This is a genomic window from Salmonella sp. HY31, from assembly GCF_042604575.1.
GTDB lineage: Bacteria > Pseudomonadota > Gammaproteobacteria > Enterobacterales > Enterobacteriaceae > Salmonella > Salmonella diarizonae.
Genome location: NZ_CP170479.1, coordinates 3,751,822 through 3,773,087, shown reverse-complemented (window position 1 = coordinate 3,773,087; position 21,266 = coordinate 3,751,822). Strand labels below are relative to the sequence as shown.

Here is a 21,266-nt window from a genome sequence, read left to right as displayed (position 1 = left end):
AATGAAAACTTATTTGTCTGTTGTGCTCGCTGTAATGATGATCTGTATGACCGCACACGCGGCTGTCAATATTGACCGGACGCGGCTGGTATTTAATGAAAGGGATAAAGCCGTCAGTCTGAAAATTGAAAACGAGAGTAAAAAATTGCCTTATCTGGCTTATGCGTGGGTCACGGACAGTCAGGGGCAGAAAAACGATGATTTTTTTATCGCCCTGCCACCTATCCAGCGCCTGGAGCCTGGTGCAATGTCTCAGGTGCGCATCATGAAACAGAATACCGCCAGACTGCCGCAGGACAGGGAGTCACTGTTTTACTTCGACCTGCGTGAGATACCGCCACAGCCCGACCTTCAGGGAAAAAACAGCGCCGTAATGCAGCTCGCCATGCAGAGTCGCATCAAACTGTTTTATCGCCCGGCCGCTCTACAGACAGAAAATATCCAGGACCAGGCAATCAAACTGAAGGTCACTCAGAATGGTAATTGGCTGACTATCAACAATCCCACCCCCTACCACATCACCATTGCCTGGATGGGGCAGGAAGGACAAACGCTGAACGGATTTAAAGGTGATATGGTGGCCCCGTTCGATTCCATCAGCGTGAAGGCGACTGGCAGCACGCGTTACCTGCTGGGTTACCTGGATGACTACGGCGCAATGAGAACGCTGGTGGTTTCCTGCCCTTCTTCGACCTGCAGCCTGAGTGAATATAAGGTGAAGAAACCATGAAACTCGTCCTGTCATTTATTCTGCTGATGTTTACCGTGTGCTGGTCACCCGGCACGCTGGCAATAGATTGCTACTATGGAGGCAAAGGCGGCCCGGTGGATAAGAGTGTCACAATCCCTTCATTTGCTATTCCGTCCACGATAGGAACCGGCGAAAAAATCTGGGTCTCACCCATAATAAAAGTGCCTGTCTATTGTGATAACAATACCCAGCCTGACGGACAGGATGAGAAAATTGCGCTGTGGGTTTCACCGCAGTCGGGAGCCAGCGATCCTTATCTTCAACCCGGCATCACCTTTGAAGGCGCCGATCATGATGCCGAAGGTGGGCCGGATGCCGTGGATACCGGCCAATGCGTGGGTAGCGCCTCATCAGGAAGTCAGTGTACAGGCGGAACGCCAACTTCCCGTCGGTTTGTTGCCCGGATAAGGTTCTATGTCAGACTGAAACAGCGGCCACCTCATGATTATGTTAGTACATTATCAGCAATTCCGTTAATTGCATTTGCCGGTTATGATGATGTCAGTAGTAACGGCCACAATTTGAAGTATACCCTGACCGGGCTGAATAATATTCGGGTACTGGATTGTGGAGTACATCTGAGCGTATCCCCGGAAAATGAAGTGGTGAATTTCGGTACTTTCAGTACCAGAGATATTCAGCGGCACAATATTACCAGGACGTTTACCGTCAAAGCGACCCGGGCTGAGGATGCTGAATGCTCTGACGGTTTTAAACTGAATGCGGCTTTTTTTACCGATGAGCACCTGTCTGCAGACCGACTGCTGTTGCGCCCCGGGAATGGACTGCAGTTGCAACTGTTATCCGGGACTGAGCCCGTGGGTTTTGAACGCTTTAATAGTTTTGCCGACTTTACAACAGGTGAACTCAGCGTGGAGAAAGAATATCACGCGGAACTGAGCCCGGTGCCGGGCCAGGATATTAAGCCAGGCTCCTTCACTATCGTTGTTTTATTACGAATTAATTATCATTAAAATTTTATAGTCAGGGAGCGCTTATTTATCATTTATTGATCATGCAGGGTGGATTATGGCTGACATAAAAGATGAAATAGCGCTGATTTATCAGGCTTTACTTCCGCTCTCATTACAGATAGAGACATCGGATGACCCTATATTTTCAACCTACTTTTTTGATGCAAGCGATGACGTTTTTTCAGTTTTAAAGGGAACCGGTTATCTTCATTGGAAACATGTTGGGAAAATGACTGGTGAAATACATGGGCCAATAGTGATTAATTCTCATACATTATTGCAACCATTTTTACATTGCGAATTTCTTGTATCGAATGGTACTGATGTAATTTATTTATTTGATGCTTTAAATTGGCGCTATTTTTTACTAAAAAACATTTTAGCTGACAAAACTGCCATTTATCATCTACACAGACGTTATAGTATTAACGCAATAGTTGAACGATAAATATATTTAACCTCATGCCCTTTAATAAGGTGACTGTTAAAGGGCAATATTATTATAGTGTAGTTTTTATCAGGATACCTTTTTCTATCTCTATCTTTCCTTCATCCCGAAGTTGTTTTAGTATCTTCATTATTACGCTACGGGACAGTGACGTTCTTTCTTTAATATAATCACTGGCGATGATTTTTCTTCGAAATTCCTCAGAATGAGAAGATAATGCCAGTAAGGCACGGGTGACGAGCGCTTTCGTATCTCTTCCTGTGTAATTCTTAAGTGAATTCACTGCCTCAGATAAAAGGTGTCCGAAATGTAACATGGCGGGCTCCCATAAATTGCGCTCACTCACAATTCTGGAAAATTGCAGCGGATCTATGAATTCGTAATCTATAGACGTGTAGGTATATAAATAGAGAGATTCATATTGCTCCATTCCAATATGTTGAAAGATTGATGCAACCCCTAATATTTCTGGTCCTTCTATTACCCTGAGAAGCAAGCGCTCTTCACGTCGGTACACTCCAAATGTTCCAGAGTGAATGATAATGCAGCGTGCATGTCCCTCTGAAACTAATGGAATTATTTCTTGTTTTTGTGAGTGATTGATATTTTCTTTTTTAGAAAGGTTATTAATTAATAGGGTGATGTTTTCGACAGGATTCATTATGCACTCCTTGCACGTTTAACAGACAAAACCTAACTTATTTATCATCTTATCATGTATTTTATTATTTAGGTAATGCATTGGCATGTATTATTTGAAATAAATAACAATCTTTATGTGGATTACAGTCAGAGCGTTTTTACAGGAGGATGGTGGCAAAAAACATTCATAATACTAATATTGTTTACAGATATATCAGATATTGATTCTGTGATGTGGAACACTATTTTTTAATAGCATGCGTATTGAATTAAAATGCTATTTAGATGAACATTGATTCTCAATAAGTTAGTGCCATATTGACTTGCATACGCACCAAATAATATACCTGGTACTGAGTTATTTTTTAAATTAAACACAACCAAACCAGGCCGTCATGGTCTGGATTGAATATTGATAACAGCATGCTTGGATTTTATACTGTTACTTAAAAGTAAAACCTTAGTACCAACGTTTGCTGTTTGGGATGTTAAAAAAATTTTATTGTATCTACTATGATGAAAACCTAATATCTCAATATTTAGTTTATTTATTGTTGGCGTTTTTGGAGTTGCAACTTCACTGATAACGTATTGTTTATGTTATCAATGTCATCTATTCATTGCTTGATTTTATTCAGGTAATGGGATGTAAGACCGGTTAGGAGCATATTATTGTATGATATTTTTCGGGGATGAGAAATTACAATTCTATTGTAGTATTTATTTTCCTGTTGTGTTGTGGTGCAGAACCCTTTATCACATGAATGATAATTATGCCCCGAGAAATAAGGAATATATTTAACCAAAAATGTATGTTTTTTCTCTGAGAGCTGCTACGTTTGCTATACGTAGCACTTGTAGCAAGGGAAAAATCGTCCGTTGCTTTTTAAAAATCTCAGCAACGCGTCTTAGAGTATATTATACGTTTATCTTTAGTTATGTTCCTGAGATTGCTTGCCCCTTAATGGTATTTGTCATTGAAACAGCATCAGCATAGCAGTTAGTCTGCGGGCATGGTTTTTGTCTCGTGTTTTATGGATAGTGTTCTGCATCAGGCGTCGTTCATTACGGTATTGGGGTTATGATCGACATCATACCAATTTTTCTTTCCTCCTTTCGACAAAGGAGCGATTCGCAGGATCAAACCATCGCCATCAAACAAGTTAACCGGAGGGCTTCGTGCTTTTGATTTCAGTGTCAGTGAGCTTCTTAGCGATTTTTGCCATTTTGAGACCCTCGGTTTTTGGACCCTTTATGTTGGGTCCCAAAAAGGGTGTCATAATCGGTAGTTTCCAGCAATTCTCGGTAGACTACCATAGACGTAAAAAAGCCCGCAGAGCTTGTGCTATGCGGGCTTAGTAGACTTTACTGTACTTCAAACAACTAAAAAGTGGTGGAGCTGGCGGGAGTTGAACCCGCGTCCGAAATTCCTACATCCTCGGTACTACATGCTTAGTCTGTCTTTACATTCGCCTGGCACCTGCGGACGGACACGCCACTACCAGACTAGCCTGATTCGTTTTAACGCTTCAACCCCAGGCAAGGCATCCACGCGATCTCTTTTGGGTTTGACCTCTCTTGATCCCCGTCCTAAGAGCGGAGGCTAGGGAGAGAGGGCTCTAAGCAGGTTATTAAGCTGCTAAAGCGTAGGTTTCGTCGTTTGCGACTATTTTTTTGCGGCTTTTTACGAGGCCAACCGCCCCTCGGCATGCACCTTGGGTTTCGCAAATCCCGTCGAATCCAGAATCAGCCCCAATGTGTAAGTTGAGTATAACAGACTTGTGACACGCGTGACCAGCCCCCGTATCTTCTTATCCTCAACGATTTACCGCTCGCGCAGCGCTTCTTTCGCTCGATTAAACGGTTTGATTAAATAGTCGACGATGGTTTTTTCACCGGTTTTGATATCCACCGTGGCGATCATGCCTGGAACAATCGAAAAACGGCGTCCAACTTTATTTTGTAGATAGTCCTGATGGGTGCGGATAAACACACGATAGTAGAAAATTTCCGGCTTCACCTTATCCTGAATGGTGTCCGGTGAAATGGTTTCTACTACGCCGTCAAGCCCGCCGTAAATGGCGTAATCATAAGCGGTGATTTTAACCAATGCGCGCTGGCCGGGATGAATAAAGGCGATATCACGCGGCGAAAGACGGGTTTCAATCAGCAGACGATCGTCTACCGGTACTATCTCCATCATCTCGCCGTTAGGCGGGATCACGCCGCCAATCGTCGTGACCTGGATATTCTTAACAATACCGCGTACCGGCGAACGTACGGTGAGGCGGGTAACGGAATCCTCGCGTCCTTTTAAAATGGCGGAGAGCATATCGACCTCGGCGTTCGCTTTCGACAACGCTTCGCGTGCCTGTACATAATATTGTGAGCGCAGGTCGGTAATTTTTAAGCCTAAATCACTTTTTTGTCGTTGCAGTCGCAGTACTTCAACATGACTGGCCGCGCCGCTTTTTTCCAGCCGCTGGGTAATGGCCAGCTCTTTATTAACCGATACCAGAGCATCCCGTAGTTCGGCTTCAGTATCGGCCAGTTGCGCACGGCGGCTTTTATAGAGACGCGTCTCTGCGGCAATCAGATCCGGCCAGCCGTTTAGCTCATCGGGGAAGGCGAGGGGTAAGTCGCTGACTTCCGCGGTTAACCGTGCGCTGGAGGCGAGTGAAGCGCGATATTTTGCCGCACTTTCGCCGACATTGGACGCCAGACGCGTAGGATCAAGCCTGGCGACAATCTGGTTAGCCTGGACCCTGTCGCCTTCCCGCACCGTCAATTGCGCCAGGATGCCGCCATCCAGCGACTGCAGAACCTGTTCGCGTGAACTGGGGATCACTTTCCCGTTGCCAGTGGAAACCTCATCCAGCCGGCCAAACCACGCCCAGATGCCGAGAATGAGAAATAACAGTGAGCAGATCAGAACAATACGACCCGCGCCGGAAAACGCCCGTTCACGCTGAATATCGGGATCGTCCATCGCGGCATCATGCTGACTGATTTTCATTTTTCCACTCCCTACGGTGACTTTGCATCCGATCCGCGTTAAGCGCCTGCGCTTTTGGCGCGTCCATCACCAGTTGCCCTTCTTTCAGGACAACGACACGCTCAACCAGCTCCAGTATTGGTACCCGGTGCGTCGCGACGATCAGGGTACGGTTGCCAAGCCATTGATGTAACCGCTGAATAAACTCTCGTTCCGTATGTTCGTCCAGCGAGGCGCTGGGTTCGTCAAGTAGCACAATATTGGGGGAGCGCAGCAGCATTCTCGCCAGCAACAGGGACTGACGCTGCCCGCCGGACAGGCCGTTACCGCCTTCCATAATGGGATGATCCAACCCTTTTGCCAGCCGTCTGACGAAGACGGCGCCGCCGCTGACTTCGAGCGCGTCAAAAATCTGTTCATCGCTGGCGTGTGGCGCGCCGAGCGTCAGGTTCTCACGTAGGCTACCGAAAAAAAGCCGCGCGTTCTGGCTAAGAAAGCCGATGTTGCGGCGCAAATCCGCCATATCGATGTGCGGCAAGCTGAGATTATCAATCCGGGCCTCTCCCTGAATCATCTCCAGGCCACCCGCCATCGCCTGTAAAAGTGTGGATTTACCCGCACCGTTACGCCCTAGTATCGCAATCCGCTCGCCTGGCATGATCTCCAGACGCACGAGGCGCAGCGGTATGCGTTGATCGTCGTTATGGTAACGAAACTGAGCGTTTTCAAAGAGGTAATGCCCGTGGAGGATGTCGCGGTGTATCAGGCTATCGTCATGCTGTGTCTCGGTGGGCAGTTGCATAATGTTGTCGAGACCCATCTTCGCCGCTTTCACCTGCTGCCAGCGCGCCAGCACGCCGCACAGGTTGGCCATTGGCGCGATCATCCGCGAGCCGAGCATCGACGCGGCGACCACCGCGCCGGTAGTCATACTGCCTTCAATGACCATCGGCGCGCCGAACATAATCACCGCGGCATACACCAGACTTTGTACCGACATCCCCCAACTGATAAGCCCTTGCGTGAGTTTGCGGGTGCGTAGACCCGACTCACCGGTAATACGGATATAGCTATTCCACTGCTGGAGAAAGCGGTTCTCCGCCTGCATCAGTTTAATATCTTCCAGTCCCTGAACGCTTTCAACTAAGACTGCATTGCGTAGCGTCGCTTCGTGGGCGGCCTGGTTGGCAAGGACAGCCAGTTTTTTTTGCAGTGCGACGCCCGGCAGGATCATCAGCAGAGCCGCCACTGGCGCTATCCATGCCAGCGGTGGGGCGATAATCGCCAGGATTATCATAAACAGGAAAAAGAAAGGCAGATCGACAATGGTCGCCAGCGTTGAAGAGGTGATCATCTCGCGGATCTGCTCCAGTTCGCGTAACTGCGAGATAAAACTGCCGGTGGAACGGGGGATAGCGCTGTTGCGCAGCCTTAACGCATGACCGAATACCCGATCGGAAATGCGCATATCGGCACGTTTACCGAGCACGTCCATAATGTGCGTACGCGCTTCACGCAGAAGAAAACCGAACAACACCGCTACCAGCACGCCGAAGGAGAGAACGTACAGGGTAGGATACGACTGTGCGGGGATCACCCGATCGTAAACCTGCATAGAAAAGACAATCCCGGCCAGCGACAGCACGTTAATTAGAAAGGCGGCGACCATTACCGGTAAATAAGGGCGGATATCCTGCAGAACCAACTCGCGCATCCAGTCGGGTTTAAAGCGGGAGATATAGCGGTCGACGCGGCTATCCTTGAGCGCCGATAGCGGGCGTAGCGCGGCAACATAGAGGATCTCCGGCAATAACTCGTTGAGCGTCAGACGGTTACGCTGACCCTCTTCTTCGATCACAAAAACATCTACCGCATCTTCGCCATTAACATGTTCGATGACCAATAACTGCCCGTCCCGGAGCTCGACAACCAATGGCAATCGCCACTGACTAAATGCCGTTTTGTCTATGCCCGGCGCATGAAAGGATAAACCCGCCTGCCGCGCGAGCTGCGTTAAGGCGGTCGTTCTGCTTTTCCCCCTAAACCACGGGGCGTTGGCCTGAATCGAACCGGGAGAACAGGCAACGCGATAATGACCGGCGACATGGCTGATGGCCTGCGCCCATTGGCTCAGCGCGCGCTCACTGAGTACCTCTTCTATATCGGGGGCGGCGCGGGTCATGGCTGGATCTCCACGGATTGAATACTGCGATGATTTAACGCGAACGCCTGACGAAGCGCGCCGGTGTTATACAGACAGTTCAGTTGCAACTGATGCAACTGGCTTTCCGTTTGCAGTTCGGCAAAGCGCGCCTGGTAAACTTCCTGTTCCGCATTAAGCACGTCAAGCAGTGGGCGCGAACCGAGGTCAAGGTATTGCTGCTGATACAGTTCACGCGTGCGTTCGCTAAGCTGCTGTTGCCGACGAAGGATTTGTAACGCGCTGGCAAGACTCATTGCCTGGCTGCGCGCCTCCATCAGTTTCTGGCGGACATCAAGCCGGGTGCGCTGAATGGTCGATTGAGCCGCGTCTACCGCATGGCTGGCAGCGTTGCGCCGGGCGGTCAACCCTCCGCCCTGGTAAAGCGGCATCTCAACTTTCACCCAGGTGGAATACTGGGTTTTATCGAGCACTTCATGACTGGGATATTTATCATTGAGATAATGTTGTACGGAAGGTTCGAGCGAAATCGTCGGCGTCATTTGCGCGTTGGCATATTCCAGATTCGCCCGCGCAACGTTGGCCTGCGCCCAGGCGGCCAGTACCGCGGGCACCAGCCGATCGTCGGGAGTCGACGTCTCACAGCTGCGAGCGAGTTTTGCCGGGAAGTCATTATTGATGCCATTAAGCGAATTCCAGCCCAGCCAGCTCATCAGTGATGCTTTCGCACTGTCGAGATTGGCCTGATACTGCGCCAGTTGCGAGCGGGCGGATTCGATTCTGGCTTCGGTTTGCACTACGTCAGATAGCGACGTGGCGCCTTCATCGCTGCGCTGCCGGATAAGTTTACCGATGCCGTCCAGCGCGACGAGCTGTTCTTCCGCCGCTTCTACCATTTGCTGCCAGCTCTGCGTTTGAACAATGGCGTTGGCGGTTTCGTGCGCGACGGTATCAATACTGAGCAACACATTGGCCTGTTGCTGCGCTGCGCCTGCGGTTTCGGCGCGAACCTGGCTTGCCACTTTGCCGAAGTCATAAAGCATTTGCGATACCGACAGCACCAGCGAGGGGCTATACCCGTGATCGGTGTAGGTGTTGCTGTACCCATTGTTCACGCCAGCGCTGACTTGCGGATAATATTTCGATCTGGCGACCTCTATTTGTTGATTCTGTGCGAGCAGTTTGCCGACGGCTTCGCGAATAGAAGGATGCCAGTTAACGGCGCGATTGACCGCGTCATTGAGCGTCAGGTTGCCCGGCGCGGCGGCGCTGAGCGGTAACTCGGCGGCGGAGCCATCCAGCGAAGGAAGCATCTGGTCCGTTGCTAATCCTTCGGATGTAATGATCGGCGGCGCTTCTGCGCCCCGGGTCTGATGATGAAACAAAGCAAATGCCAGTACGATGGCGACAGGCGCGACTTTTCCCATAGTTTATCCCTTTTAAATATCACAGCTTGTTGCCCCGAACGTCGTAGCGTCCGGGGCTTTTTTCATCAACCGCCGGTGATCAGGTGGTTGTTCTGCAACAGATCATTTAGCGTGAGCTGCACATTCTCCAGAGTGACAAGGTCAGTTGATTTAAACGCGCTGCCGGCACCGTCGCGATCGACGGATATCACCGTATTGGCGCCGCTGGTATGAACCTGAACAAAGTTACCCAGCGTCGCCGCCTGGTGATCCCAGCCGGTCAGCAGTTCGTGAATATCGATCTTATCGCCCTGCGCGGTGGAGAAGTTTTGCCAGCGATCGGCGCCGTTACCGCCGGTCGCGTCCGCGCCGTTTAACAGGTGGTAAATCAGCGTATCGCCATAGGCGGAGCCGATGAGAACATCGTTTTGGTTGGTACTGACGATTTGCGGTGCCATATCAATGGTCAATGTGGCGCTATCCGTATGACCCATCTTGTCATCCAGTTGATAGGTAAAGACCTCTTTACTGGTGATGGACGACATCGCGACGCCATTATTCAGGGTGTAGGTGTAGGCGCCATCGAGGTTAATTTGCAATGTGCCGTAATGTCCCTGAATCGTAGCGCTGGTGGTATTCGCTGCGGCGTCCAGCGTAGCGGCGCTGCCGTTATACCCGCTAATGCTCAGGCGGGTATTCACCGTATTAAGCTGATCCATCGCCCCCGCCGCATCGCTGCCGTCAAAAATATTGCCGAGAACGGTATGCGTTCCGGACGTTTCAAAATTATCCAGATCGACGGTGGTGCCGATGACGCGTGGTGTGATCGTCGCCGCCCCGGCCAGGGTATTGGTGCCAGTGAAGTTAAGCGTGTACGTTCCTGCATCCAGCTCCAGGCCGCTCAGGTTGACGGTCACCGTCGCGCCACCCAGCGTGATATTCGCCACCGGAACGGTTCCGTTGCGTATGACGGTCCCGTTCTCCTGAATGGCCCAGCTAATATTCAGATTGCCCAGCGTAATGAGCGTGGAGACATCAAAGACCAGTGATGCGCCTTTAAGCACGGTCCCCGTTGCAACGTCAAAGGTGCCGCTCCCGCTGCCCGATTTGCCGAGTAGTCCCCAACTGGCGCTGCCGACGCTGGCGTCCAGCCAGGCGGCGGTATCCTGAAGCGTGGCGACGCTAAGGGTATCGCTGACATCATTAATCGCATCCAGCGCCCTGGCGGTTGGCGTGATATTGAGCGAGGCCGTATCGGTATCGCCGTTTGGCGCTTTGACCGTATAAATAAAGCTGTCCGGCGTTTTAATGCTGTCGGCGCCGACACCGTTCTTCAACGTGTAGGTATAGTTGCCTCTTGCGTCAATGGTGAGTGTGCCATACAGCCCGTTTACCTCCGTCGTGCCGGTCGCAGAAATCGCCACGCCGTTCACTTCAGTGAGGAGGGCGTTGGTAGGGGCGACATCATTGGTCAGCACGTTGCCGGTGGTGTTGGCGGTGATACTGTCAACGGCATAGGTGTGATCCTGGGAAATCGCCAACGTATAGCCAGTGAGGACGCTAATGCCGCTGGCGGTATTCAGGACGAACAGGTATTCTCCGCCGGGTAACGTCAGGGTCAGCGGCTGGGACTGTCCGGCTAACAGCAGGGTGTTAATCCAGCCCTTTTGCACCCGGAACTGCTCATATTGTTGAATGGCATCGTTGAAGCGATAAACGTACAGATCGAACGTGGAGACCAGTGAGACGCCACCGACGGTTCCCTGTAACGTCATGGTTCGCGTAGCGCCTTCTTCAACGTTAAAGATGATCGGATTAGCCATATCATCAAGCAGATTCGCGTTCAGTACATTACCAAGTCCGACGCTTAATACCGTGACGCCGCTTTGTGTCGAGGGACCGTTGTTGACGTAGCTAACGTGGGTATCAAAGACCAGAGAGGCGTTATTGTCTGTCGCCACCACGCTGCTCGCTACAGGCGCGGGACCCAGATTGATAACCAATTGCGCGGCGCTGCTACCGACGCCATTCTGGGTGATGGTGTAGGTGAAGCTCTCTTTATGTCCATATCCTGCTGTAGGGTTAGTCAGAGTGTAGGTGTAACTGCCATCCTGATTAATGTGCAGCGTGCCGTATTGCCCCTGAATATCCACGCCGCCCGCGCCGACCAGCGTACTGACGCCGTTGGCGTTGGTGATGGCGGTGACCGTAGTGCCCGTCGGTGCGGTATCATCGGCCATGACGTTGCCGGTACTACTCGTTGGCCCGCTAATAATACCCGCGCTGGTCTGGTGTACATCGACATCCAGGCTGGTATACGACCCGGTGGCGAGCAGACTGGTGTTATAAGTGAGTACCCGGTACTGGCCTTCGCTCAGTCCGCTCAGGTTCAGGGTGACGCCGCTCCCGGTCAGGGTAAGCAAGTTCGCGAAGTCGCCAACGGCGGTGTTGACGATCGTCGTCCAGGCGCCGAGGCTGGTGTCGTAGCGCTGTACCACAATCTCCTGAGTGCTGAGAAGCGAAAGCACGATTCCCGTTGCGGCGGCATCGATGGTTACGTCTCCCGTACCACCTTCAGCAATGGTGAACTCAACCTGAGCGGTATCGTTACCCAGAACCGAGGCGACATTGCCAAGCGCGCCAACCAGCAGCAGGCCGTAATCCGAATAGTTTTGCGTACTGGTAGTGGCGGTAGAGGTCAGATCAAGGCTGGTGATATTATCCCTTGCCGCCAGCGGCAGAACCGGCGCGGTAATGCCTAACGTGCCGGAGGCGTTACCCGCAGCGTCAGTCGCCGTCACGTTAATGAGTTGACCTTCAATTTGTTTTGTCGGCAAGGTAAGAGACCATGCGCCGTTGCTGCCGGCGGTGGTGGTGAGCGTCACGCCGCCCGCCAGCGTGACGGTTACGATGCTGTTTGCCTCTGCCAGTCCGGAAAGTGAACCGCCATCGGTGCTGAGCGTACCTGACGGTGTTCCGGGCGCCAGCGTATCGACAATCACCGTCGCGGCGGTGGAGACGCTGCCTGTTCCGTTGGCGTTAGTCGCGGTGGCGGTGAAGGCGTGGCTGCCTTCGGTCAAATTGCCTGTCGGGGTAAAGCTCCAGTTTCCGCTGGCGTTCGCCGTGGTGGTGCCGAGCAGCGCCCCGTTGTTATAAATATTCACCGTGGCGCCCGCCTGAGCGGTACCATTCAATGTGGGTTGTGCGTCATTAGTGACCTGACCATTAGCGATAGCGCCGGTATAAATACCCACATCATCCACTACGTTGGTGATGATCGGCGCTTCCGGTACGCGCGTATCGGGCGCGGTAAATCCGGCGGCAATACCCGTGTTGCCTGCTTTATCCTGGGCAAATGCCAGCAGCGGCTGACCGTTGGTCTGCGCGGGCGTGAGTGTGGCGGTGAAGCTGCCTGTACCGTCGGCGATGGCGGTTCCCAGTACCACACCAGTATCAGAGGTAATTGTCACCGTACTACCCGCTTCCGCGGTGCCCGTCACGCGATTACCGATAGCATTGATGACCAGGTTGCCGGGCGCGCCGGGCGCAATGGTATCCACGATAATCGTTGTCGATTGCGAAGCGGCGCTAACGTTGCCAGCCGCATCGGCGGCGCTAACGCGATAGGCGTGACTTCCCTGGCCGAGCGCGGCGGTTGGCGTCCAGCTCCAGTTGCCGCTGGCATTGGCGTTCACGGTCGCGACCAGCGCGCCATTATCGAAGATACTTACCGCGCTGTTGGCTTCCGCGGTACCGTTGAGCGTCGGCTGTGTGTCATTGGTCGATTGTCCATTGCCAATGGCGCCGGTATTGTTCGGTACATCATCAACGATGCTGGTTATAAGCGGAACCGTTGGCGCAAGGGTATCGACCACTATAGTAAAATCGCTGGTTGCCGGGCTAATATTGCCTGCCGGGTCGGTGGCGGTCACTGTTAACGTACGCGTGCCGTCGCTTAACCCTGTAGTCGGCGTGAAGCTCCACGCGCCGTCCGCGTTAGCCGAGGTAACGCCAAGCAGAGTGCCGCCGTCATAAATACTGACCACGCTGCCCGCTTCGGCAGTACCGTTCAGAGTAGGGCGGTTATCATTGGTTATCTGACCATTAGCGAGATTTCCTGTTACTCCACCCGCTACGTCATCCACCACGGACGTCAGGATCGGCGTCTGCGGCGCGGTGGTATCGACCGTCAGGGTGAAGGCTGTACTGTTCGGGCTGTTGTTTCCGGCGGCATCGGTGGCGACGGCGGTGATGACGTGCGTTCCGCTTGCCAGCGTTGAGGTGGAGACGCTCCATGCGCCGCCAGGCTGAGCCGTTGTCGTGCCAATGACCGTACCATTTTCATAGAGCGTGATCGTGGCGCCGGCTTCTGCGGTGCCGCTGAAGATTGGCGTAGGATCGTTGGTACTTTGGCCGTTCGCGATTGTGCCGAGGCCTGGCGCCTGATCGTCACTGACTGACGTGATTACCGGCGCCAGCGGCGGCGTGGTATCGACGACGAAATTAACGCTGTCCGAAACGGGGCTGGCGTTGCCTGCGGCATCAACAGCAATGACGGTAATTACATGGTTTCCCGTCGCCAGAGAGGCGTTGGGCGTGTAGCGCCAACTACTGCTATTGTCGGCGGGAATTTCAGCCAGCAGCGTGCCGTTATCGTAGAGACGAATAGTTGTGTTGGCTTCACGGGTGCCGCTAATGACAGGGCGCGCCTCGTCGGTGATCTGCCCTGAACTCAGATTGCCGGTAATGGGTCCCGTACCGTCGTAAACCGTGTCAATAACAGGCGCGGCGGGAGCCGTGGTATCAATAGTGAACGAGCGTGTTTCGGACGCGGCGCTGGTATTGCCGGCCGCATCGGTTGCTGTCGCCGTCAGGTTCCAGACACCCGCACCCAGGGAGGTAGACGGTGTAAAGCTCCAGCTACCGTTGGACTGAACTTGCGCCGTGCCGACCAGCGCGCTGCCATTATAAATCGAGATGGTTGCACCCGCCTCACCGGTACCCGAGAGCGTCGGTCGGGTTTCGTTCGTCGAGCCGCCATTGGGGACGATGCCCGTTACCGGTGCCGTATTGTCTGCCACGCTGGCGATAACCGGCGCGGCGGGCGGTGTAGCGTCAATCGTCAGCACAAATCCGCTGGACACCGCGCTGCTATTACCCGCCGGATCGGTGGCGCTAAGGGTGAGCGTGTGGTTGCCGTTTGCAAGCGGCGTCTGCGGTGTGAAACTCCACGTGCCGTCGCTATTCACCGTCGTTGTACCGATGGACGTTGGATTACCGTCAAGATAGACATTAATCGTCGCGCCAGCCTCTCCGCGCCCGTTCAGGGTGGGCGTCGCATCGTTCGTTAGCTGCCCGCTGACCAGGTTGCCGGTAATGCCGGGCTGGTCATCCACGACGGAGGTGAGAACCGGGCTCGCGGGAGGCGTAATATCGACCACGATCGTCCACGGCGCGGAGACAGCGCTGGTATTGCCCGCCGGATCGGTAGCGCTAACCGTCAGATTATGGCTTCCCTCTGACAAATTGCCGGACACCGGGAAGGTCCAGCTACCGTTTTCGCCTACCAGAGCTGTGCCAAGCGGCGTACCGTTGTCAAAAATGGTGATTGTCGCGCCAGGTTCGCCAGTTCCGTTCAGTATTGGCTGCCGATCGTCGGTTGATTGCCCCGGTAACACCGGGACGGTTGGTTGATTGTTATCGTCAATCACGGAGGTGATAACCGGTACATCTGGCGCCTGCGCATCAATATTCAGCGTAAAGCCATCAGAAGGCTGGCCGCTATTGCCGGCGGGATCGGTCGCCACGGCGGTGAATAGATGGGTGTTGCTCTCCAGCGGCGCGTTCGGGGTGAAGCGCCAGTTACCGCTTTGATCTACCGTGGCGGAACCGATTTCTACGCCGTTATCCAGAATGCGGATCGTGGCGCCAGCTTCTCCCGTCCCGTTGAGCGTAGGGCGTGAATCATTGGTGAGCGCGCCGTTAATCAGCGTACCGATCACGCCGGGGACATCATCCGTTGCGCTGGTAATAACCGGTTGCGCCGGCGCGCTAAGATCGATAGTGATCCCGACCGGTGCGGACAGGCCGCCCTGGCCCTGCGCATTGGTTGCCTGGACGGTGAAGTTATGTGCGCTTTCGCTTAATGGCGTAGCGATCTCAAAGATCCAGTTCCCGCTGGCGTCAACGGTAGCAAAGCCTGCCGAATCGCCATCAATGAAGACTTCAACGGTAGAGCCGATATCGGTGGTTCCGCGCAGCGTCGGCGTGGTGTCGTCCGTGGCGCCGCCCGCCGCAATATTCCCCTGTACGCTCCCGACATTATCTTCAATCGCAGTGATGGTCGGGACGGTGGGCAGACCGCTGTCGGAGGCGAGGAAATCCGCAGCCGGGCCGTTATTCCCCGCGCGATCGATAGCGATCGCCGTTAGCGTACCGCCATCGGTTTGCGCCGGACTGAGCGTGACGGCGAATTCACCAGTGCTATTAGCGACAGCGCTGCCGACCAGGGTGCCATCGGCATTACGAATTTCAACGGTCGCGTAAGGATCGGCAAGTCCGGCGACGCGCGTACCATCGTCAGCCACCGTCTGGACTGTTGGCGCGGGCGGGGCGGTGACGTCCACGGTAATGGTGATCGGCTGGGTTTGCGCCGTGGTATTTCCAGCGCCGTCAGTCGCGCTGAAGGTTAGCGCATGACTGGCTTCTGACAATACTGGCGTATTGAATGTCCAGTTTCCGTCGATAACAAGCGCCGTACCGATTTCTGCGCCATTGTCGTAAATCGTGACGATGCTGCCGTTTTCGCCGCTGCCGTTGATAGTCAGCGTCCGATCGTTAGTAAAGGCGCCATCGGTTAATGGCCCGGTCACTGGCGCAACATCGTCGAGGATTTCGTTAACGACGGGCGGCTGCAACGGTACGGTATCGATGGTGAAGGTAAAGCTGTTCGATACGCCGCTGCTGTTTCCGGCGGCATCGGCGGCAATGGCGGTCAGGGTGTAGACGCCATCCGGCAACGCGCTGGTCACCGGCAGCGTCCAGGTGCCGGTCTCATCGACGGTGACGACGCCTAAAACGCTGCTGCCGTTATAGAGCGTAATTACGCTGCCGATGTCGCCAGTGCCGTGAATGACTGGCGTATTGTCGTCAGTGGTTGCGCCGCTGACAATATTATCCTGTACATCGCCGACGTTATCTTCGGCAAAAGTGATAACCGGATTTGCGGGCGCAGTCGTGTCTACCGCAAAAGTGACTGAGGCGGAAGGTGGACTGATATTGCCCGCTACATCGGTTTCCGTGACGGTAATGATATAGGTTCCTGGCGTCAGTGCCGCAGGCGTAAAGCTCCAGCTTCCGTTATCGCTTACCGTTGTGCGGCCAATTTCACTGCCATTATTGTAGAGAATAATCGTGCTGCCGATCTCTCCCGTGCCGCTGAAGGTCGGCGTGGTGTCGTTCGTTGCACCATTATTGCCGATGTTGCCGATAACCGGAGCGACGTTATCACTGATCAGCGGCGCGTCAGGCTGCGCTGGAGGCAGGGTATCAAGCGTGACGGAGAAGACACCGGAGGTCGGGCTACTATTGCCCGCGGCATCCGTGGCAGTGGCCGTCAGTACGTTTAACCCTTCGCTAAGATTACTGGTTAGCGGATAGGTCCAGCTACCCTGGGGATTGACCTGGACGGTATCCAGTACAGCCCCGTTGTTGTACAGGGTGATGATGGCGCCGGGTTCGCCGGTGCCGCTGAGGGTCGGCATACGCTGATTGGTAATACTGCCGTTTGCCAGCAACACCTCGCCTTCTCCGCCTGCGATAGCGGCTGACACGATCTGCGGCGCATCCGGTGCCTGGGTATCTACGCGTAGGGTAAAGCTGATGGATTCGGGGCTTTCGTTCCCCGCCGGATCGTTGGCGCGAGCAGTCAGAAGGTGGGTGCCGTCGCCCAGCGCGGCAGGCGGTGTAAACTGCCAGCGACCGTCCGCGCCGACCAACGCCTGACCTATAGCATTGCCGTTATCGTAAAGGATGATTGTGTCGCCTGCGGTGCCGCTACCGCTCAACCGGGGCCGGGATTCCTGGGTAATCTGATTGGTATCAATCGTATTTCCGTCGCCGTCAGCCACGCCGATAACGCCGGGTGCGGCAGGGGCCTGAGTATCAATGGTAATCGTAAAATCGGCGGAAAAAGGCGTGGTGTTGCCGTTACTGTCGCTGGCCGTCACGGTAAAGGTGTAGGTGTTGTCCGCCAGTGGCGAGGCCGTGGTGTAGGCGTAGCTCCAGACGCCGGAATTACCGACGATAATATCGGCCATCCGGGTGCCGTTCTGATACAGGTGTACTGTGGAACCCGGTTCACCTGTACCGTTAATCGTTGGCGTGCTGTCGTTAGTGAGCCCCAGATGCGCGACGCTACCGAGAATACCCGGCGCATCATCTGTAATGAAGGTGATTACCGGCTGCTGCGGCGATTGCGTATCGACCACCAGGTCGAATGAAGCGGCTGGACTTGCATTGCCTTTAGCGTCGGTTGCGATTACGGTTAGTCGATGCGCGCCTTCGCCTAAATTTTGCGACGGCGTAAACGTCCAGCCGCCGTTGGGCTGTAGCGTGGCGAGTCCCAGCGAAACGCCGTTATCAAAGACTTCGACGCGCGCGCCAGCCTCCGCCGTACCGCTAAGGGTGGGGCGGTTGTCGTTGGTGGTTTGTCCGTTAACCAGTGGCCCGGTAATACTTTCAACATCGTCCAGCACCTGAGTGATAATGGGCTTATCCGGGGCGGTGATATCGGGCGCTTGCGCTGTGGTTGGCGGGCTGACGTTGTTGGCGTTGTCGGTGGCGGTGACGGTAACCTGTTCGCCGTTCGTCTGTGCGGGGACGAGGGGAAGGGTAAAATGACCTTCGCTATCTACTTTTCCGCTACCGAGCGGCGTGCCGTCCGGCGTGGTGATCGTAATGGAGCTACCCGGTTCGGCGGTGCCGCTGATACTGGCGCCATCCTCACTAATTACCACGTTTTTCGGCATTTCCGGCGCGGTACTGTCCGGCGCGATGACCGTCGCGGCGGCGCTTTCGTTGTTCGCTATATCGGTGGCGGTAGCGATAAGCGCCTGGCCGTTAGTTTGCGCCGTATTCAGCGGAACGATAAATTGTCCACTGCCGTTAGCGACGGCGCTGCCAAGTATGGTATTGCTACTGTCGCGGATAGTGACCGTTGCCCCGGCTTCCGCCTGACCGCTTACGGACAGACCGTCGGTCGCCACAATAAGGCCGTCCGGTGCTGCAGGCGCAGTTTTATCCGGTGCGCTCAGAGTTTCTACCGGACCGCTATTCGCGGCTTTATCGGTAACGCTAATGCTTAATGTTTCACCGTTAATTTTCGCCGGGCTAATACCTATTGAGAAGGTGCCGTCGTCGCCTGCCGTTCCTCTACCGAGCGTATTTCCCTGGCTGTCTTTGATAACCACCGTGCTGCCAGCTTCCGTGGTGCCGGTGAGTCTGTCGCCGACGTCGCTAACCGCCAGGTTTTCCAGCACTGGCGGCTGCGTGTCGATATCAATGGTAAAGGAGACGGACTGCCCGCTGGTGCCGCGATCGTTTGTCGCGGTAGCGGTGAAGACATGGTCGCCATCGGGAAGCGCAAGCGAGGGGGTAAAGCTCCATTTGCCGTCAGCATCAGCGACAATGGGCGGAAGGGTCGGTACAGGAAAGCCGTTATCGTTAATCGATATCGTACTGCCTGGTTCGGCAGTACCGCTGAGGGTTGGACGGTTATCATCCGTGGCATCGCCATTTTTCAACAGCCCGGTAACGGTGCCAGCGTCATCCGTCACGGTAAGGATAATCGGTTGGGCAGGATACTGTGAATCAGAAGCGGTAAATTCTGTGGCGGGGCCGATGTTACCGACGGCGTCCTGAATACGCGCTTCCAGGCGCTCGCCGTGGGTCTGGGCCGGATTCAGCGTGATGCTGAATTGGTTATTTTCTCCGGTAATCGTGGAGCCCAGGTAATTTCCCGCCGGGTCATAGATCGACACGGTACTGCCAGCTTCAGCGGTACCGCTAACGGTTGTGCCGTCTTTCGCGACATTATCAATGGTAGCGGCGTCAGGCGGCGTAGTGTCCACAATGATAGTAGGCGTTGTAGTCACGTTGCTCACGTTTCCGGCTTTGTCGATCTGTTCGACGGTAAAGGTATGTTCGCCATCGCTTAACGGCGTAGTCGGCGTAAAGGTCCAGCGTCCATTTTCGTCTACGATAGCGCTGCCGATAACGGTTGATCCTTCTTTTATCGTGATGGTATTGCCTGCCTCTCCCTGCCCGGAAAATAGCGGTTTTGCCTCGTCAGTTCGGTCATTATTCTGTAGCGGCCCGGTGAGCAAACCGGTGTTATCGGCAATCAGTTCAACGATTGGGGCATCGGGGCTGAGTGTGTCGATAGTCAGCGTAAAGCTGGCTGATTCGCTACTTTCGCCTTTAACATTAGTTGCAATGGCGGTGAAACGATTTTCTCCGTCCGCTAGCGCGCCGGGAATGGCAAAACGCCAGCTTCCGCTGGTATCAACCGTTGTTGAGCCTATTTCCTGACCATTGGCGTAAATATGGATGACTGCGCCTGCGCTGCCGGTTCCCTCCAGAGTGGGGGTATTATCGTTCGTAAACTGGTTATTGCTCAGCGTGCCGGTGAGTGGAGCGGCATCGTCGATAGCGGCGGTGATAACAGGTGTATCGGGGAGAGGAATGTTGGGCGCATCGATGGTTGCGGATGGGCCTGTATTGCCGGCATCGTCAGTAGCGGTCACGGTAAGTTGTTCGCCGCTAAGCTGTGGCGCGGTCAGATCAATACTAAATTTACCGTCGCTATCCGCTTTGCCCTCGCCAACGACGTTGCCTGAAGGATCTTTGATCGTAATGGTACTGCCCGCTTCGGCCTCGCCGCTCACCGTTTTTCCGTCCGCTGAAATCAATAATTCGCTGGGAGCGAGAGGCGGCGTAGTATCTACAGGATTACTGCTACCTGGATTATTGCCGTTGGGGTTACTGCCGCCGGGATTGCTGTTATCAGGGGGATTACCGTCAGGATTGGTGTTATCGGGGGGCGGATTATCGCCATCCGAATGATGATGAGAATCGCCGCCGCCGGAAGACGCGATAGCGGCAATGCCGCCAGCCGCCACCGCGCCAGCCAGTACCCACGGCCAAACGGCGCCTCCTGCTTCATGGGAAGCGCCAGAAGTGACCAGCAGCTCATTAATATCAGCGATTTGTTCAAAATGTAGCCCCGCTTGCGGATTTTCCACCCACCATAACGTGCCATCGTTTTCCGCCAGTACCAACTGGCTTGCGCCCAGATCGTTGGTAACGTAAAAGTTTTTAATCGTGATCGTTTCGCCGGAATGGAGCGTCACCACCAGATCCTGATTAATGCGCGTAAGTTGACTAATTTCATCCCGGGCCACTGATAATTTAACAATTGAAGGCGCGTTAAGAGTGACCGCTGAGGATTCCACAGTCATGGAGACGCCAGTCAATTTCGAAACCACGGCGAGTAGACGCATAAATTAGCTCCTGATGGATTTGCTCTGTGTATTAATTAACGGGCACGACGTTCAGGGCAAAATGCGTAGACGAGCCTTCCCGTTCACCGTGAGAGATGAATTTCCGTAGCCATATTCTTTTTTATGAGCGTAGGTGAAGGTGTAGTTTTCTCGCCGAATAACCCTTTGTTTTTTGTGCCTGACTAGTGCTTTCGTATTAGATGATATAGTCAGAAAAAAACTTTTCTGCAAATTAAGATCTATTGATAGAAATGTTAGTGCGTCTGAAATATAACGAAGTTTGTGTTAAGGCGGGGAGGGTTGGCTAACAACTAAAGATAATTTTTTA

At 53.8% G+C, this 21,266-nt stretch carries 8 protein-coding genes, 1 other RNA gene and 2 pseudogenes; 3 read left to right on the top strand and 8 right to left on the bottom strand.

The features are described from left to right. Position 1 precedes the first annotated feature (1 nt). Genes ACE15A_RS17960 through ACE15A_RS17950 form a run of 3 tightly spaced genes read left to right on the top strand, consistent with a single transcriptional unit; the run spans position 2 to position 2,173 of the window. Positions 2–730 (top strand): molecular chaperone, encoded by a 729-nt coding sequence (locus ACE15A_RS17960; RefSeq protein ID WP_053508983.1) that lies wholly within the window; start codon positions 2–4, stop codon positions 728–730. Next, positions 727–1,725, top strand: coding sequence for a fimbrial protein (locus tag ACE15A_RS17955; protein WP_023246863.1), 999 nt, complete (start codon positions 727–729; stop codon positions 1,723–1,725). Before ACE15A_RS17960 ends, ACE15A_RS17955 begins: the two co-directional genes overlap by 4 nt. A gap of 55 nt (positions 1,726–1,780) precedes the next feature. Then, complete coding sequence (locus ACE15A_RS17950; RefSeq protein WP_053508982.1) at positions 1,781–2,173, top strand: hypothetical protein; 393 nt, start codon at positions 1,781–1,783, stop codon at positions 2,171–2,173. A 52-nt stretch (positions 2,174–2,225) separates the two neighbouring features. On the opposite strand, the gene ACE15A_RS17945 is transcribed toward ACE15A_RS17950, so the two are convergent. The 8 genes and pseudogenes from ACE15A_RS17945 to bapA all read right to left on the bottom strand — a co-directional run bounded on the left by ACE15A_RS17945 (position 2,226) and on the right by bapA (position 20,938). Then, positions 2,226–2,834, bottom strand: coding sequence for a helix-turn-helix domain-containing protein (locus tag ACE15A_RS17945; protein WP_023246865.1), 609 nt, complete (start codon positions 2,832–2,834; stop codon positions 2,226–2,228). A 964-nt stretch (positions 2,835–3,798) separates the two neighbouring features. Then, a pseudogene (locus ACE15A_RS17940) lies at positions 3,799–3,907 on the bottom strand (IS630 family transposase); the annotation flags it as partial. A 1-nt stretch (position 3,908) separates the two neighbouring features. After that, positions 3,909–4,041: pseudogene (locus ACE15A_RS17935) on the bottom strand (integrase); the annotation flags it as partial. Between the two features lie 165 nt (positions 4,042–4,206). Continuing rightward, positions 4,207–4,569: a transfer-messenger RNA gene (ssrA, locus tag ACE15A_RS17930) on the bottom strand. Between the two features lie 71 nt (positions 4,570–4,640). Then, positions 4,641–5,804: an HlyD family type I secretion periplasmic adaptor subunit gene (locus ACE15A_RS17925; protein WP_072158697.1), complete on the bottom strand. Its 1,164-nt coding sequence runs from the start codon at positions 5,802–5,804 to the stop codon at positions 4,641–4,643. A 7-nt stretch (positions 5,805–5,811) separates the two neighbouring features. Further along, the gene (locus tag ACE15A_RS17920; protein WP_053508978.1) at positions 5,812–7,992 is read right to left on the bottom strand and encodes a type I secretion system permease/ATPase; all 2,181 of its coding nucleotides are present in this window, start codon (positions 7,990–7,992) and stop codon (positions 5,812–5,814) included. Beyond that, positions 7,989–9,398, bottom strand: a complete 1,410-nt coding sequence (locus ACE15A_RS17915; RefSeq protein WP_053508976.1) for a TolC family outer membrane protein — start codon at positions 9,396–9,398, stop codon at positions 7,989–7,991. The genes ACE15A_RS17920 and ACE15A_RS17915 overlap by 4 nt, the downstream gene beginning before the upstream one ends. A gap of 65 nt (positions 9,399–9,463) precedes the next feature. After that, positions 9,464–20,938: a biofilm-associated protein BapA gene (gene bapA, locus ACE15A_RS17910; RefSeq protein WP_129382483.1), complete on the bottom strand. Its 11,475-nt coding sequence runs from the start codon at positions 20,936–20,938 to the stop codon at positions 9,464–9,466. Positions 20,939–21,266 lie beyond the last annotated feature (328 nt).